The 15,752-nt window shown below is 43.1% G+C and carries 13 protein-coding genes and 1 tRNA gene; 6 read left to right on the top strand and 8 right to left on the bottom strand.

All coding sequences use genetic code 11. The annotated features are described in order from the left end of the window. Window positions 1–63: 63 nt before the first annotated feature. From LLF92_10480 to LLF92_10465, 4 genes are all read left to right on the top strand, one after another. Window positions 64–1,404: a hypothetical protein gene (locus tag LLF92_10480; protein ID MCE5341530.1), complete on the top strand. Its 1,341-nt coding sequence runs from the start codon at window positions 64–66 to the stop codon at window positions 1,402–1,404. Between the two features lie 36 nt (window positions 1,405–1,440). Then, window positions 1,441–1,737, top strand: a complete 297-nt coding sequence (locus LLF92_10475) for a hypothetical protein (protein MCE5341529.1) — start codon at window positions 1,441–1,443, stop codon at window positions 1,735–1,737. Then, window positions 1,728–1,801: transfer RNA gene (locus tag LLF92_10470), tRNA-Arg, on the top strand. Before LLF92_10475 ends, LLF92_10470 begins: the two co-directional genes overlap by 10 nt. Window positions 1,802–1,846: 45 nt before the next feature. Beyond that, a complete protein-coding gene (locus LLF92_10465; protein ID MCE5341528.1) occupies window positions 1,847–3,130 on the top strand; it encodes a dicarboxylate/amino acid:cation symporter in 1,284 nt (427 codons plus the stop codon). 4 nt (window positions 3,131–3,134) lie between these two features. Here the strand turns inward: LLF92_10465 and LLF92_10460 are convergent, their stop codons facing one another. The 8 genes from LLF92_10460 to rpsB form a co-directional block, all read right to left on the bottom strand. Beyond that, window positions 3,135–4,430: a YihY family inner membrane protein gene (locus LLF92_10460; protein MCE5341527.1), complete on the bottom strand. Its 1,296-nt coding sequence runs from the start codon at window positions 4,428–4,430 to the stop codon at window positions 3,135–3,137. A 64-nt stretch (window positions 4,431–4,494) separates the two neighbouring features. Continuing rightward, window positions 4,495–7,521: a hypothetical protein gene (locus tag LLF92_10455; GenBank protein MCE5341526.1), complete on the bottom strand. Its 3,027-nt coding sequence runs from the start codon at window positions 7,519–7,521 to the stop codon at window positions 4,495–4,497. A gap of 65 nt (window positions 7,522–7,586) precedes the next feature. Then, entirely contained in the window at window positions 7,587–8,147 is a 561-nt protein-coding gene (gene frr, locus LLF92_10450; GenBank protein MCE5341525.1) for a ribosome recycling factor, read from the bottom strand. A gap of 120 nt (window positions 8,148–8,267) precedes the next feature. Beyond that, window positions 8,268–8,984, bottom strand: coding sequence for a UMP kinase (gene pyrH, locus LLF92_10445; GenBank protein MCE5341524.1), 717 nt, complete (start codon window positions 8,982–8,984; stop codon window positions 8,268–8,270). A gap of 6 nt (window positions 8,985–8,990) precedes the next feature. After that, window positions 8,991–9,779, bottom strand: a complete 789-nt coding sequence (locus tag LLF92_10440) for an MvaI/BcnI family restriction endonuclease (protein ID MCE5341523.1) — start codon at window positions 9,777–9,779, stop codon at window positions 8,991–8,993. Between the two features lie 12 nt (window positions 9,780–9,791). Further along, window positions 9,792–11,057 carry a DNA adenine methylase gene (locus LLF92_10435; GenBank protein ID MCE5341522.1) on the bottom strand — a complete coding sequence of 422 codons (1,266 nt, stop codon included), beginning with the start codon at window positions 11,055–11,057 and terminating at the stop codon, window positions 9,792–9,794. Between the two features lie 51 nt (window positions 11,058–11,108). Further along, window positions 11,109–11,975 carry a translation elongation factor Ts gene (gene tsf / locus LLF92_10430; GenBank protein ID MCE5341521.1) on the bottom strand — a complete coding sequence of 289 codons (867 nt, stop codon included), beginning with the start codon at window positions 11,973–11,975 and terminating at the stop codon, window positions 11,109–11,111. 41 nt (window positions 11,976–12,016) lie between these two features. Continuing rightward, the gene (gene rpsB / locus LLF92_10425; protein MCE5341520.1) at window positions 12,017–12,826 is read right to left on the bottom strand and encodes a 30S ribosomal protein S2; all 810 of its coding nucleotides are present in this window, start codon (window positions 12,824–12,826) and stop codon (window positions 12,017–12,019) included. Window positions 12,827–13,089: 263 nt separating this feature from the next. Here rpsB and LLF92_10420 point away from each other — a divergent pair, with 263 nt between their 5' ends. Next, on the top strand, window positions 13,090–14,073 hold the full coding sequence (locus tag LLF92_10420) for a PEP-CTERM sorting domain-containing protein (GenBank protein MCE5341519.1): 984 nt from the start codon (window positions 13,090–13,092) through the stop codon (window positions 14,071–14,073). 81 nt (window positions 14,074–14,154) lie between these two features. Continuing rightward, the gene (locus LLF92_10415; GenBank protein MCE5341518.1) at window positions 14,155–15,615 is read left to right on the top strand and encodes a carboxypeptidase regulatory-like domain-containing protein; all 1,461 of its coding nucleotides are present in this window, start codon (window positions 14,155–14,157) and stop codon (window positions 15,613–15,615) included. Window positions 15,616–15,752 lie beyond the last annotated feature (137 nt).

Below are 15,752 nucleotides of genomic sequence, written 5' to 3'. Positions count from 1 at the left end.
ATTTTTAGACAAAAAAGCGGGGTTTTCTTTCAAAAAAACGCGGTTTTGTGCTATAATTCCAGTATGATAACTACAAAAATGGGCGGGACATTACGGTATTTTCTTCTGATTATTTCTTTAGCAGTCTGGTTCGCTATCGGTAAATTTCTGTTCGCACTGGATTCCATAATCGACATCGTTCATTTTGTCGCTGTTCCGGTCGCGGCAAGTTTTTTTTTCATCTTCCGACCAAAAATCCAAAAAACAAACGCCAAATTGTACGGCATATATTTTTCCGTCATCGCCCTGCTTGTTTTGGCGTATTTCATCATTTCCGCCAATGTAATACCAGAAGTCCGGATTAACTGGTTCGAACTGCCGCTGGCCTTATATTTTTTGGTATCAATTTATCTGGTTCTCTGGCTGTTAGACAGATGTGTAAATACAGTTTTCTGGTTTATCTTTGTAAAACTTATTAAAAACAAAACAGCTTTCGCAACTGTAAAAAATACACTGCGGGTTTCAATTCTGATCTTTGCGGTAATGCCTTACATAATCGCGTTTTTCATAACGCACTGGGTTAAATTCACTGACGTCAATAAACCTAAAAGCCTTGCGAATCATCAATACAGCAGAGTTGAGTTTGCCTCGGCTGACGGAGCAAAACTCCAGGGCTGGTTCATTGATTCCCAAAACCACATATCGGATTCCACGGTAATAATAGTCTCCGGCAGAAGCGCAGCAAAAAATCTGTTTTTGCCTTACGCGAAAATATTCAGCGAAAGCGGCTATAACGTCCTTCTATTCGACACAAGGAGCAACGGCAACAGCAGTGGGCATAAGTACAGTTTCGCCATCGACGAAACAAAAGATGTTATCGCAGCGATTGATTTTATTCGTAAAAGCAAACCGGAATTGAGCAATTACATTTTCGGCTACGGCATAAACGAGGGAGCGGCCGCACTTATCGGCGCTGCAGCAATCGACGAACGCTTCACGGCAGTGGTATGCGACAACGCCGGCGGATACGACATCACGTTCCCGGACAGACTCAAAGGCTATATGCCGAAATGGATGGAAAGAAGCCTTTTGAAAATGACAAAGACTTTCGCCTGCATGAACATCGGCCGACAAATTTGGGCAGAAGACGGAATATCTGAAAGAATTTCACAGATAAGCCCATGCCCGGTACTCTTTACCAACAGTGTCAGAAACGACCGGTATGAGCGATTGAAGACAGTTGAGCTTTTCACAAAGGCTCGCGAACCGAAGAAACTATGGCTCGCCCCTTCGGATGACTCGCCGGATACTTACGACCAGTATTTCTTCAATATTATTCAAACCTTTGAAACTGGTAAAACCAAACAACAAAACGGAAACTGGCGAATCAGCCGAAGCAGTATGCATAACTCTAACGCCGGATAAACATCTGCGCACTACGCCATATTACAACCTCCGGTTATGAGTAAAATAAAGCTAAGAAAGAAATCTCTGAACCCTATTAGGTATGTTTCAGTAAATGGCATGAGTAAGTATAATGTAATGGTATTTGCAGGACATTCCAGCTTTGCTACCACCCAGGATTTTTATCTCGCTGTAGCCAGCGATTTAGTTCATCGTGCAAGGGAGGCAACAGCCAAAGGCTTGCGTCAAAAATTGGTGCATTTTGGTGCAGATGTCAAATTAAGCCAAAAAGGAGTTGACAGTACATACAGGAACTCGTTATACTGCAACGACTTAAATCTTGAGCACCCGTAGCTCAGCTGGATAGAGCAACGGATTTCTAATCCGTAGGTCAGAGGTTCGAATCCTCTCGGGCGCATTTTTTCAATTTTCGCAAACCTCTTGCCATATAAAGGATTATGTAATGTTGGCTGCAAGTCATAACCAAAGCAACCATAAAAATCCACCACATAAAATGGATGTGAAAAACTTCATTAAAAGATGGCGGTTTACTCTTATATTACTCGGTGCAGTCGCAATGGGGGCGTTACTCGGATGCCTTCTTAAAGAAAAAGCAGCCAGACTAAAACCGCTTGGCGATGTATTCCTTAATCTTCTTTTCACGGCCGTAGTCCCCCTGGTGTTCTTCTCGCTATCCTCCGCTATCGCAGCACACAGCAATCTAAAACGACTCGGCAAAATCGCAGGCACAATGCTTGTCGTATTCGTTATCACCGGCGTCATATCATCATGCTCTATGCTCTTTACCGTCAAAATTTTTAACCCGGCCAAAGGCATTAGCTTACAGGAAAAAGAAATAATAAATTCTGAAAAAGTGAGTTTCGCCGATAAAGTCGTAAATACAATTTCTGTAAATGATTTCACGGAACTTTTAAATCGGAAAAATATTCTTGCACTAATTATATTTTCAATTCTTGTCGGACTGGCATCGCAGGCGGCAGGCGACAAAGGCGAAAAATTTCGGCAATTCCTCGTCAGCGGCTCTGAAGTTATGGGCCAACTCATCAAAATAATAATGCTCTACGCTCCTGTCGGCCTCGGCGCATATTTCGCCTATCTGGTCGGTACATTCGGCTCGCAAATATTAGGTTCTTATGCCCGCATTGTGGCCATATATTATCCAACCGCCCTGCTGTATTTCGTAATCGGTTTTTCAGTCTATGCCTTTATAGGCGGCGGAATACAGGGTTTTAAAGATTTTTGGAAATATATCTGGCCGCCAGCAATAACAGCGTTCGGAACAGGCAGCAGTCTTGCCGCGCTGCCGGCAAATCTGCAGGCCGCTGAAAAAATTGGCGTGCCGGAAGATATTCGCGAAATCGTTCTGCCGCTCGGAGCTACAATCCATATGGACGGCTCGTGTCTTGCGGCTGTTATGAAAATCGCGGTGCTGTTCACATTGTACGGCAGAGATTTTTCCGGATTTGAAACGCTTGCAGGCGCTGTCGGAGTCGGGATTCTTTGCGGCGTAGTAATGAGCGGAATACCCGGCGGAGGATTTTTAGGCGAAGCCCTTATCGTATCGCTCTATGGATTTGGGCCGGAGGCACTGTTCATCGCGTCAATGATTGGGACGGTCGTGGACTCACCCGCCGCAATGATTAACTCAACAGGCGATACAGCGGCGGCAATGATTGTAAACAGATTTATAAAAACCACGAATAAACACGAAACTACACGAATTTGAGTTTTTACATTAAATTTTTCACGTTGTATTGCGAAAGGGTTTGGCGGTAATTTTCGGTTATCTGCTTCATAACAGCCGATTCATCATCAGGGGCAATCAACGACGCGTTTTTCACGGCATCGTAAATTTCAACCAAATTCAGTTTCTCGGCGATTGTCGTCGGCACGTAACCAACGGCCGGGTCGCTGGTCTTTAATAAAATGTGGGCGTTGACCAAATACTCTAATATCTTCTCCGTAAAATCGCACGGCAGATTCAACTGACTGCTGATAACCTCCGCAGGCACGGGAGCATTTTTATTTTCAAACGCAGTACAAATAAATTTCACCATCCCCGCAACCTGCAAATCCGTGGCGAGGAAATATTCCTGGCTGCGCTTCGTGGCGGCATTTTCCGCTTCTTCTATGGTGTGCAAATGCTGTGTTGTGAATGTCAACTGCAGGCCGAAAAGTACAATCATCCATGCAATGTAAATCCACAAAACCGCAAGAGGAATCAGACCGAGCATTCCATAAACAACATTGTATGGAATCAATTTTATAACATAAAGACCAAACGCCCACTTGGCGGCAGTCCACGCAACGGCAGCGATAAACGCCCCCCAAAGAGCGGATAAATAAGAAACTTTCGCATTGGGCATAAGAACATACAAGACAAATAAACCAAGCCAGGCAATCAGAAACGGCAAAATTTGACCAAAATAAACAAAAAAATTACCCTTGAAATGCGACACTATTCCAAAATGAGCATTCAGAGCAATACCTATGACGAACAACAGAGGGCCAAGCGTCAAAACCGCCCAATAGTTCGCGATACGATGAAGAAAACTGCGGCCGCGAGAAACATTCCATATTCTGTTAAATGTATTCTCGATATTGATGAGCATCGCAATGGCAGCCCAGACAATCGCAATACTGCCGACAATGGTTACCGAGCCGGCGCTTAGACTTTTAAAATATGAATTGGCATATTCATCTATTTTTTCAGCGAGGTTGATTTTTTTGTCCTGGTCATTAGGGTCTGCGGTGTACTGAATGTTTTTTATAAACGTCTGCTCATAAAAGAAATCCCGCAACGGGTCGCCGAACTTTTCGAGAGTCCCAAGCGAATGAAACAACATCATCATCACTATCGCAAGAGGAACAATCGCAAAAATCGAAGTGTACGAAAGAACTGAAGCCTGCTGCATCGCCCTGTTCTTGTAAAGCAGCTGCAGACAGCGAGGCCAGACGCGAATCTGGAAAAATATAAAGTTCGTCGCTCTTCCGATTTTATTAACAGATAAAAGGTTTTCAGTCATAATCACCTTTCAGCCACCGAGTCTCTTTTTAAAAGCCACAGAGTTCACAGAGGCCACAGAGATCTTATTTAAAAAGATTTTGAAGCTGATTCTTAATCTGATTTTCCAATTCGTTTTGGAGCAATTTACCGAAATCAATTTCAGGTTTTGAAAGCGTACCCTTGAGCGGTACAGTAAGATTTTGGCCGCTAAGCTGATACGGAACGGTAACCTGCATATTCACTCTCTCATCCAAACCGATTTGACCGCTAAACGTTACAGTTTTACCGCCAAAACTCATATCCATCCGGTCGTAACTTACAATGCCATCCTTAACCGTAAACGCAGTCGGCGAAATAGTGAAAATTCCGCCCGATGAACCGCCGGCCGCGTTGAGAATCTGATTAAGCAAACCGGCATTGGCCAACTGCAAATTATTAATCTCAAATTTTCCAACTATATAAATTTTGTTTTTATATCCATTTTCAAGCGGAAACGCCATCTCGTTGCAATCAAAATTCAACGTGCCGCTGACATCGAGAACATTAGCGAAAATAGGATTTACATACATCAAAAGCGTATCTGTTGTTTTTTTGTTGATTTGAATTTTATCCAATACTTTCATCGCTTTGGGCATTTTATACATTGACGGCTTTGACGCAAAATCCGCATCTCCGGCAAAATTCAGTTTGCCCTGATTAATCGTGGTTGTGAACGGAGCAATCGTCATCAGGCCTTTGTTTACCGCAAGATTGAAATTCGTTTTGCCAATATCGAAGCCCATATACTGCGCGGTGTCGAAACCAAAAGTGCCTTTGGCGTTAAGATTCGATTTGAATAACGCCGGCTGCTGTTTGGGATACACTGATGAAAATGAAATCGTGTCGCTTCTGTTGCCTGTGGCTGATAATCCCGACGGCATAAACGGCGAGATAAGAGAAGTTACAGAAGCAAGATTGTAATCGGCTTTGAACGCGCCTTCGGTTTTTACGTTCTGTCCGGTTTCGGCGTTAGAGAGTTTGCCGTCAAGTTTTATCTGTGGACTGTCTATTGTAACCCTTTCGATATTGCTGATTTTATTGACGGTATCGAATTTACCGCTGAACGCTATGTTCATATACTCCTGCGTGAAAGTCTGCTGGCCGGGATACGCAAGGCTGATGCCTTTGACTGCAATCTGCTTCGTGGCCGCATTGATAATACCGTCTTTAATCGCAAGCGAAATATCGCCCTGTGCAGAGCCGGCAAGCTGTGCTTTGGGGTCAAAACTTGTGAACGCATTTAAATACTGCTTCGTTTTGGCAAGGTCAATCGCAACATCAGCTTTGACATTAACAGGCGTATCGGCTTTACTGTCGAGCGGAATTGTAGATTCCTTCAAACTGATTTTGCCGGGCGAAGCTGTAAAGTCCGCCGACCTTATAGTGAGCTTTTTGGCATTGAAATCTGCGGTAAAATCGTATTTCGCCAGACCAGTGGATTCGGTAACCTGTTTGCCGTCCGGCATTACCATATTAAAGTTTTTGACAGAACCATTGCCGGTACTGCTGAAGAGATTATCTTTAAACGCGGCTTTGCCGACGAGATTTACATCGCCGAACAACGCCTGTTTAAATGCAACAAACTGGCCGACATCGCTTTGCATTTTCGCCAAATCGAGATTGGCCTGATAGTTCATATTGTCGGTCGTGCCGGTAAGACGGGCTTGGGCAAACGCAGAATCAAAAGCAAGTTTATCGACGGTGATAATATCTTGCTGCGAAGAAATTATGGCATCAATCGTAACCGGCTTTGAAAGCACAATCTTCTTTACAGGAAATTTACCTTCAAGCGCCCAGAGTTTAATATTGCCTGACAATGTTCTTTTGCCGTTTTGAGCTGCTGTAGTTACATCGCCGCTTAAACGACCATAATTAATATCGAAGTTTTCCTTGAAATTCGCAATTGTTTTTACCTGTTTGAATGTTTTAGCGACATCGCAATCGAATTTCGCCTGCAGGGAATCAGGAGAATCGGCCTTCATAAAATCTTCCCAGCTTCCAATTGTTCTGGGAATTGTGCCCTTAACGTCGGCTGTAAGGCCGTCGGTTTCTATTTGCAGACTCTCGATATTTATTGTTTTTTCATTCGTATTCAAGTTTACTGTCGATTGAAGTTTGGCGGTTTGAATGCGGTCGCCTTTGAGTGCCTGGCCTGTAACGTCGAGATTGCTTGCGTTAATATTGCCCTGCAATTTTTCGAACTGTCCTTTTTGAATTTTAGCGTCCATCACCGCCGACACTGTTCCGGCAGCAGACATATTAACGTCCAAAACTTTGAACAACGGTCCGAGTGTCGCCAAATCCAATTCATTCACTTTCAGCGAAAGCTCGCCGCTTGTGTCGGCAAACGACCAGCCATCCGCAGATGTCTTTACCTTGCCGACTGTGCTGACTTCCGAAACTGCCATATCAGACGCAACCGTCATTGAAACATCGAAATTGCTTTCGCTGCCGAGCGGACGAATTGCCAGCGTGCTGTTGATGCTCCTCAACTCAAGTGTTTTTATATCATTATTGGCGTCTGGCGCGGTAATTTTGAAACCGCCATCGCGGACGGTGAGGTCTATGTTCGCTATCGCAAGCAAAGCCGCGGGAGACTGTGAAGAAGAACCCGAAGAAGATGGTGATTCCGTGGTGCCTTCTATTTTAATCGTCTTTTCCTGCGGTTTCTCTGGTGCGCATCGGCCGGTAATATCCATCGTAACCTGCGGCTGGTCTATAACCGCATGACCAATGGAAAGTCTGCCGGCAATCAAATCCAGATAACGCGGACGAGCGGCAAATTCCTTCGCGGTGATTTTTGTGCAGCCGTTCTCGTTTGAAAAGTCGAGTTTGCTGACCTTAACGCCGCTAAACCAGCCCATTGAAAGGGCGTCTATTTTCAATATGCCGGGGACGGCCTTATTGACCTTCGACAAAATCATATTTTTGCCGCTTTCCGACGACAACCACATCGGAATACCAAAAAAAGGTATCAGCAAAAACAAAAATATGAAGAAAAACATCCAGAGAATGACTTTTGTTACTGAAACTTTAGAACGATTCCGCGGTTCATCCTTTTTGGTCTGCATAAACCCCTCATCAAATAAAAATCAAAATTTAAAAATAATCGAACGGCCTAAAGGCCATACTATTTTTAGTCTTTCATAATTTCGTCGGTTTTGGATTTGATAGTGCTTTCAATCTTATCAGTGTAAAGCTTGGTCAAATCGTCCATTTCCTTTTTGGCGTGCTTGAGATCGTCTTCTGTAATAGTCTTCGCCTTTTCAGAGTCTTCGAGCTTTTTGTTCGCGTCACGTCTGATATTACGAATGCTAATCTTTGCCTGTTCGCCAAACTGCTTTACCTGGCCGGCAATCTGTTTTCTGCGTTCTCCTGAAAGAGGCGGAACATTCAGCCTTATAACTTTGCCGTCACTCATCGGCGTAATGGACAAATCACTGTTTTTAATAGCCTTTTCAATTTCCTTAATCGCGCCGATGTCATAAGGCTTAATCATAATCAAATCGCCCTGCGGAGTCGAAAGCGCAGCAAGCTGACGCAACGGAGTAGGTGTGCCGTAATAATCGACTCTCAAATTCTCAACAAGGCCGGTCGAAGCCCTGCCGGTTCGCAATGATTTGAACTCGTTGCCGAGGTGCTCAAACGCTTTTTCCATCATCATCTTATGTTCATTTACAATTTTCTGCGTTGGCATATTAATCTTCCCTTAAATGAAATTGCTGAATAACTTCAAATTGAAGACCGTAGATTGAAGATTGAAGATTTTTGGCATTTTTCCTTACCTAATCTTCATTCTTCAATTTTCAATCTTCATTTAAGATATAATCGTTCCGATTTTTTCGCCGTGAAGCGCCTTAATAATATTGCCTCTCTGGAAAATATTCAAAACAATAATCGGAATTTTACTCTCGCTGCACAAACTCACGGCAGCGTGATCCATCACTTTAAGATTACCAGTGAAAACGTCTTTATAAGTCATTTTTTCAATTAAATTGGCGTTTGGATTCTTTTTGGGGTCGTCATCGTAAACGCCGTCAACCTTCGTGCCTTTAATCAGCAAATCAACATCAAGCTCCGAAGAACGAAGAGCTGCGCACGTGTCGGTCGAAAAGAAAGGATTGCCTGTTCCGCCGGCAAGAATAGCAATTATGCCCTGCTCAAGATACTTGATGGCTTTCCTTCGGATGAACGGCTCGCAAATGGCTGAAACTTCAATGGCACTCAAAACCCGCGTCTGCTGCCCCAGCTTTTCAAGCATTTCCTGCAATGCGCAGGCATTTATAACCGTCGCCAACATTCCCATATAATCGGCAGTGTGCCGCGGAATATGGCTCGTTTTGCTGAAAGTTTCGCCGCGAAGAAAATTTCCGCCGCCGACAACTATCGCTATCTGCATGCCCAAATTTTTAACTTGTATAATTCTTTCAGCTATCGATGCAAGGCTGTCGCCGTCAATGCCGAATCCACCTGTTTTACAAAAACTTTCGCCGCTAATCTTCAGCAGTACTCTTTTATATTTTAATTCGCTCATATTCGGTCAGCTAATCTCCCGTGATTTCTCATACAACGACTTCATTATTTTAATATTCTTAATTCTAAATTTAGTACCGTGATTATGCCCCGTTCTGGCATCAACATCAACATAGACATTACCATTTTCAATCTCATCGATAAATTTATCACCGTCAAAATTTTGGAGCATAAAGATGGTATTATAAGAAAAATACTCAATTCCTTTCTCTTTTTTGCGGTCAACCACAACAAAAAAACAATTTTTTAACTTAGTTCCTGCCTTATGAATTAAATCTTGAAAACCCCAATAAGGTTGCGGATTTAATTCAAGGAGGCCCGCTTTGCTATTCACTTCCTTTTTCCACACTAAATGCACATCATCTATAATTGAAGCATCAAAGGATATTTTAACTTTTTGCTCTTTACGGTCAACAACAACTTTAAAGCCCCTATCACTTCTCGATACCGCATTTATTGTTTGCCTAAAACTTTTCTCGTTCTTCGGATATTTTGCTCCAGCCCCTTTGTGCTGCCAACCATATTGAGGTAAAAAAATTGCGGGAACAAATCTAATCGCACGTGGAGAGGGTTCCATGTGAAAAAGTGTCCCCAACGAAGAACTATCTTTTCTTTGGCATTTTAATTCCCATTCCGCAGCATTTGGAATAGGCAAATTATTTTCTTTTATTCCAAGCAAATCTTCAAGAGTATTTCCAACGCCACCAACATTGCCTTTTCGCTTATCTGCGATCCACCCCATGGCTTTTACTTCTTGAAGCCTATTTATTATTTGTTCTTTTGTTAAAAGTTTCATACAGGAAATCCATTACAATAGAGGGGGGCGCCAAAAATCTAAAAGATATTCAAAAGTAACACCCATAGTAATATAATTACTCGGCCAACCAAAAATACCTATTCCATTCACTATATTAGTTCTGTCCCAAATGATTACATTTCTCAACTCATATCCACGAGTTCTTAATTCCTCTATCAAGGCCACATGTATAGTTATTCTTTTATTTTCCCACCACATATCAGGAACATTTATGACACAGTGCCCTTTGGGCTGAAGTAGAGGCAATAGTTTTTCATAGATGTCTCCCATAGCCTTGGTATAATTCTCTAAAGTCATTGTACCTAAATCACAAGGGTCTTGCGAATACTGTTCGACTTTACCTAATTGCTCATTTTTTCGATCTCGTCTGGATTTATTGCTCCTCTTGCGATTGAGTAAATTGGCATAAGGAGGAGATGTAAAAATACACTTCACCGAATTTGCTTCAAGATATTTTTCTATATTGATCGCATCATCACATATAGCAATTTGTTTCGATTCCTTGAAAAGGCTTGTATGCTCTTTTAATCTGTTTTCAGCAAAACGAACATATTCCTTTTTTAAATCGAACCCAACGGCATTGCGGCCACAATCTTGAGCGGCAAGCAAGGTTGTCCCACTTCCCACAAAGGGGTCTAAAATCAGTTCGCCTTTATGCGAAAAAAGCTCAATAATCTTTCTGGGAAGCGACAAGGGGAAAGTGGCTGGATGAATGGTTTTGTCCCTTATATCCCGTTTTTCATAATTAAACTGCCAAACACCAATCTGGCTTTTCATCCAATCTTTGGCGGTGAGACAATTAATATGCCCATCTTTGCAGTCGCAAGTTCTTCTTGTATTTATTTTTAAAATCGCATTACATTTAGAACATTTATTTGTATTTTCTTTAGTCTTTACCATAGTTTTTTCGTTAGAGATTTTGTGCCCGTTCAGGGAAATTTTATAATCTCTTGAGCCATATCTTGTAATTAGTATTGAGTGACCGGCATGCAGATTATTTTTTTTCACAAATTGTTTAACCCAACTTCTTTCACGAAAAAGCCACCTAGGTTTACCGGTTTTGTTGTCAGTAGGAATGTCAGTTTGAATCGAACGATCCAACCCCTCAACACTTAATGTTATCGGCACTCCATAACCTTTGTTTTTTGAAGGCGCGCCATAAACATCCTTAGGAAAAAAACTGACTCCACAAGAACGGATATTCAGATTTCCATACATACAGGTAGAATCCGTAATTTCAAGTTCCTTGGCTTCCATAGCAATCCATTTATAAAAAAAGCACCGTTTTTAGGCGGTGCCTATATTACATTACCCGATTGCGAATCGGACATAAGATTTTATTTTGGCCGTTCCACCCGCTGTTTTGGCGGTATCGGCAAGTATCTTCTCGACAGAGATTTTTTCATCTTTTACAAAGCCCTGTGACAAGAGGCAATTTTCAGCAAAAAACTTGTTCATCTTGCCGTCAACAATCTTATCAATAATATTTGCCGGCTTGTCTTTTACCTGCTCGGCTGCAATCGCTCTTTCTTTTTCAATAACATCAGCGGCTATGCCGGATTTATCGAGTGAAATAGGATTGATTGCCGCAATGTGCATGCAAATATCTTTTGCGATTGCCTGGAACTGTGCGTTATCCGCAACAGCCTGTGTGCTTGTTTCACATTCGACCATCACGCCGATTTTGCCATTGAAGTGAACATACGTAGCAATATGGCCGGGGCCTTTGAGAGAAACCTTGGCATAGTTGCCGACTTCTGTCTTTTCGCCGGTCTTGCTGACGCTTTCAGTAATCATATCGACAAGCTTCTTGCCGTCTTTTTCAGTATTCAGCAGATTTTCAGCGCCTTTTTCAGCCTTGCAAGCTAAAAGATAACCAACGATAACATCCGCAGTATGAAGGAAAGTTTCACTCTTCGCGACAAAATCCGTCTCACAGCAAAGCGTTGCCATAGCGGCCTCTTTGCCATCCGGAGACGAAACGCAAATCACTTTACCTTCGGTTGTTTCTCTGTCGGCTCTTTTTGTCAGAGTCGCCAGACCCTTCTTCCTTAATAATGTCATAGCCTCTTCGAGGTTGCCATTTGTATCTGCAAGAGCTTGTTTGCAGTCCATCATACCCTGACCGCTCATCTTGCGAAGTTTTACAACTAATGCAGCACCAATCTCTGCCATCTATATAACTCCAATTTTTAATCTTAATTCTAAATTTTTAATTACGCGTTTTCTGCCGGAGCCTGTTCTTTTGCTTCGTCGGCAGCTTCCGGTTCACCAGCTCTTGCGATTGAACGTCTGCGGAGACGCGGCTTATTGCGAGAATCATCGTCTTTTGCGGTGAATCTCTGCGTCGTCTTGCCTTCAACAATGAACGGAAGAAGCTCGTTAATAATCAGGCCTATGCCTTTAACCGAATCATCATTGGCCGGAATTGGAATGTCAACCAAATCCGGGTCAGAATCCGTGTCTATAATCGCAATCGTCGGAACGCCCATCTTTCTGGCTTCACGAAGAGCGAGTATTTCTCTCTTTGCGTCAACGGCAACAATAATGCCGGGTATCTGGCTCATTCTGCGGATACCTTCAAGGTTCGACTTCATTTTGCGAAGCTCGCGTTTGAGAGTCGAAGCGCGTTTCTTGCTTTCCGATTCAATCGAACCGTCATTTGCCATCGCTTCAAGCTGGTCAAGTCTCTGGATTCTTGAATGAATGGTTCTGAAATTTGTAAGCGTGCCGCCCAGCCAGCGGTTTGTAACATAGTGCATACCAGTCGCTTCAGCAGCGGCCTTGACGGCCTTTTGAGCCTGTCTTTTTGTGCCGACAAAGACAACATCTTTGCCTGAAGCCACAATATCCTTCAACATCTTCTGTGCAAGGATAATCCCCTTGAGGGTTTCACGAACATTAATAATGTGAACCATCCCTCTACGTGAATAAACGTACGGTTTTGTTTTGGGGTTCCACCTGCTAACGGTATGCCCAAAATGCACACCAGCACTAATTAAATTCTTCGCCAGATCGTTTGCCACTAAATAGGCCTCCAAAAATAATCAATAATCATCTTTTTTATATTAACCGGTTCAATATTTCAAAGAAAAACAACACCCCTGCTGTTACGCAAGAATATAGAACAAAACAATTTACTGTAAGGTCTCAACGCTGTCAAGCTATTTTGTTCCATATAATCCTTATTATCAACGCTAATATTATGGTTTCTTGTGGATAATCCTCGTTGACATCACAAAGGCCTTTTGTTAAAATAGACGCTTTGGGACATCTATAAAGGTAGAAAATGCCATTTGGGAGTAGAAAAACGGTCAGGGTTTTTGTTGCAATTCTTTTGTTTGCAGGTATTTGCGCATCTGAAACAATCACTCAAACCTATGGCGTTTTCGACGTAACTTTCTATAATACAGGAGATACTGACGGAGCTAAGACCGGCGAACAGGACTGGACAAGCCTGCAAATGGCCGATGCCGCATCCGCCGCTTACGAATGGCAAAGCCATATTTCCAACACCCCCGGCAGGCAAATACAGGTACATATGTTTTGGGGAGAAATGGACAGCCTCGGCACAGGAGTGCTCGGCGGTTCTGCCAGTTACAGAATCGGCAACGGTACACAAATCTGGAATATGGGCGAATATGTCTGGAAAGAAGGATTAGACCCCGGCTTAGTAAGTACAGGATTCGATACTACAATTCAATACGATGTTACAGCAGCAGGATTGAACTGGAATTTCGGAAGTGCCGCTCCTGCATCAGGTACAATTGATTTCAGAAGTATCGTCACTCACGAATTCGGACATTCACTCGGCTGGGATTCAACTTACGACAAAGACTATGACGACTGGGGATGGATGTATGTAAATTATCCTTATGGCAGTTACTACGGCTTGTCGGCGTGGGATAAAAATCTTGTGGACAGCGCAGGCAACAGAGCTATAAGCGGCGGAACGGGCACGCCGAGCAATTTTGACCAGGCTGACAATCCCATTTTCTTTGATGGCGCAAATGCGGTGGCATTATATGGTGACCTTGTCCCCATTTATGCACCGAGCACATATAATTCAGGCTCAAGCCTTGTTCATTTAGACGAGTCTGCCTTGGGCAATTTACTGATGAGTCCGTTTGTCGCTTCAGGTCAAATGATACGCACAGTATCAGAACTTGAATGGGCAATGATGAAAGATATGGGCTGGACTATCGTGCCGGAACCTTCGTCAATTCTGCTGATGCTCTCGGCATTCGGTCTTATCCGACACAAAAGAAAATAAACAACTCAATTTCCCGTTGACCCAAACACCAAACAGATTTATAATCCAAGTATATATTTATCAATGATTTAGGGAATAACGATGGCACAGGAGCAAACGCCGGAAACTGAACGTCGCCAGGATGGGGACGATGCCCTTGTAATGCGGGCACGGTACGACGCTAACGCATTTATTCTTCTTTACGACATCTACTACGACAAAATTTTCCGGTTATGCTTTACCAATCTGGGCGTCAAACAAATCACCGAAGATATCACAAGTGTAGCTTTTCTCATCGCAGCCGAAGAGGTTCGCCAATTCAAAGGGAAAACAAGAAGACAATTCGTCGAATGGCTGTGCAATGTCGCGGCAGTACAAATCAAATCTTATTTGAAAAAAACAAATCTCGAAAACCGCGACGACGAACAAATTGAAATCGATACCAAACACAAAGAACGACTGCGGACAAAAGTGCTTGTCGCTTACGAACAGGGACAAGCCAAAAAGAGCAAAATATTTTTTTATATCGGCGGAGTTGTTCTAATAATTGTCTGCGGGTTAATTCTGCTTAATGTTTTAACAAAAAATACCATCGTTGCCCCCATTGCAAAACCTAAACTGCAAACACAGGCAGAACCCCAAAAGCCGGGCAAAATTATACAGCGAATCCCCGCCCCGCAGCCCAAGCCGGAACCTGTTGAGCCTGAAGAACCAAACGAACATGAAATACAAACGGCAGCAGACGAACCAAATCTAATTTCGCCAATCGTGAAAACAAAATCAGAGGATGGAATCCGAGTCGAGGGGTTTGTTGTCGATTGGGAGCAAAGGCCTTTGCCGGCAACAATAACCAAAGGGCCGTTTCCGCAAACCGCCGCAGACAGAACTATATGCGATTCAATGGGGCATTTCGTTTTTGACGGCATCCAGGAAGGCGTGGAAGTTTTTACTGCCCAATGCGAAGGAACTGCACCGGCAGTAAAAGCTGTCGAAATAAAAGAAGAGATGGAACCGATAACATTCTCACTTTTGCAGCCGAGTGTCATCTCCGGCCAGGTTATCGATATGAACGGAGAGCCGATAGCGGACGCTAACATAAGTGTCGCGAGCTGGCAGGGAATAAACTCGCTTGTTTTCTCGACAGAAACCGACGCGGACGGCTTTTTCCAGTGGGACAGCGCACCGGCTGACGAAGTCCTGTTCGACATACAAAAAAACACCGCAATGAGCCTTCGCAATTATCTGATGCAAAGCGGAGTGGATTATAAAGTAGTAATGATGCGGCCGTTCAGGATTCACGGAAATATAATCAGCGCAGAGCCAACCGTTCCAGTCGAAACATTTATTATGACCATAGGCTACTACTTCGACAAAGATAAGGTTACCTGGCAGGATGCGAATTCAGTAATTTTCACCGGCGATAAATATGAAATAAATATAACCGAGCCGATCGAATTCAAAATGAAAGTACAGGCGGAAGGATTCCAGACTGCCGAATCGCCGATGTTCAATCCGTCAAGCAATTCATTCGATTATAACTTTATAATGCGTAAAGAAAATTAGGCTCTTCCGGCAAATGAGTTGGTAGGGTTGCAAAAAAAGGACATAGCATTATTATAGGTGGAAAAAAATAAACCACCTATTGGAGTATAAAGCTATGTCCACAAGTCTGTTGTATCATACCTTTGGTATTCGTTCTG

The sequence above is a fragment of the Planctomycetaceae bacterium genome, from assembly GCA_021371795.1.
Classification (GTDB): domain Bacteria; phylum Planctomycetota; class Phycisphaerae; order Sedimentisphaerales; family UBA12454; genus UBA12454.
This window is presented reverse-complemented; position numbering and strand designations above follow the sequence as displayed.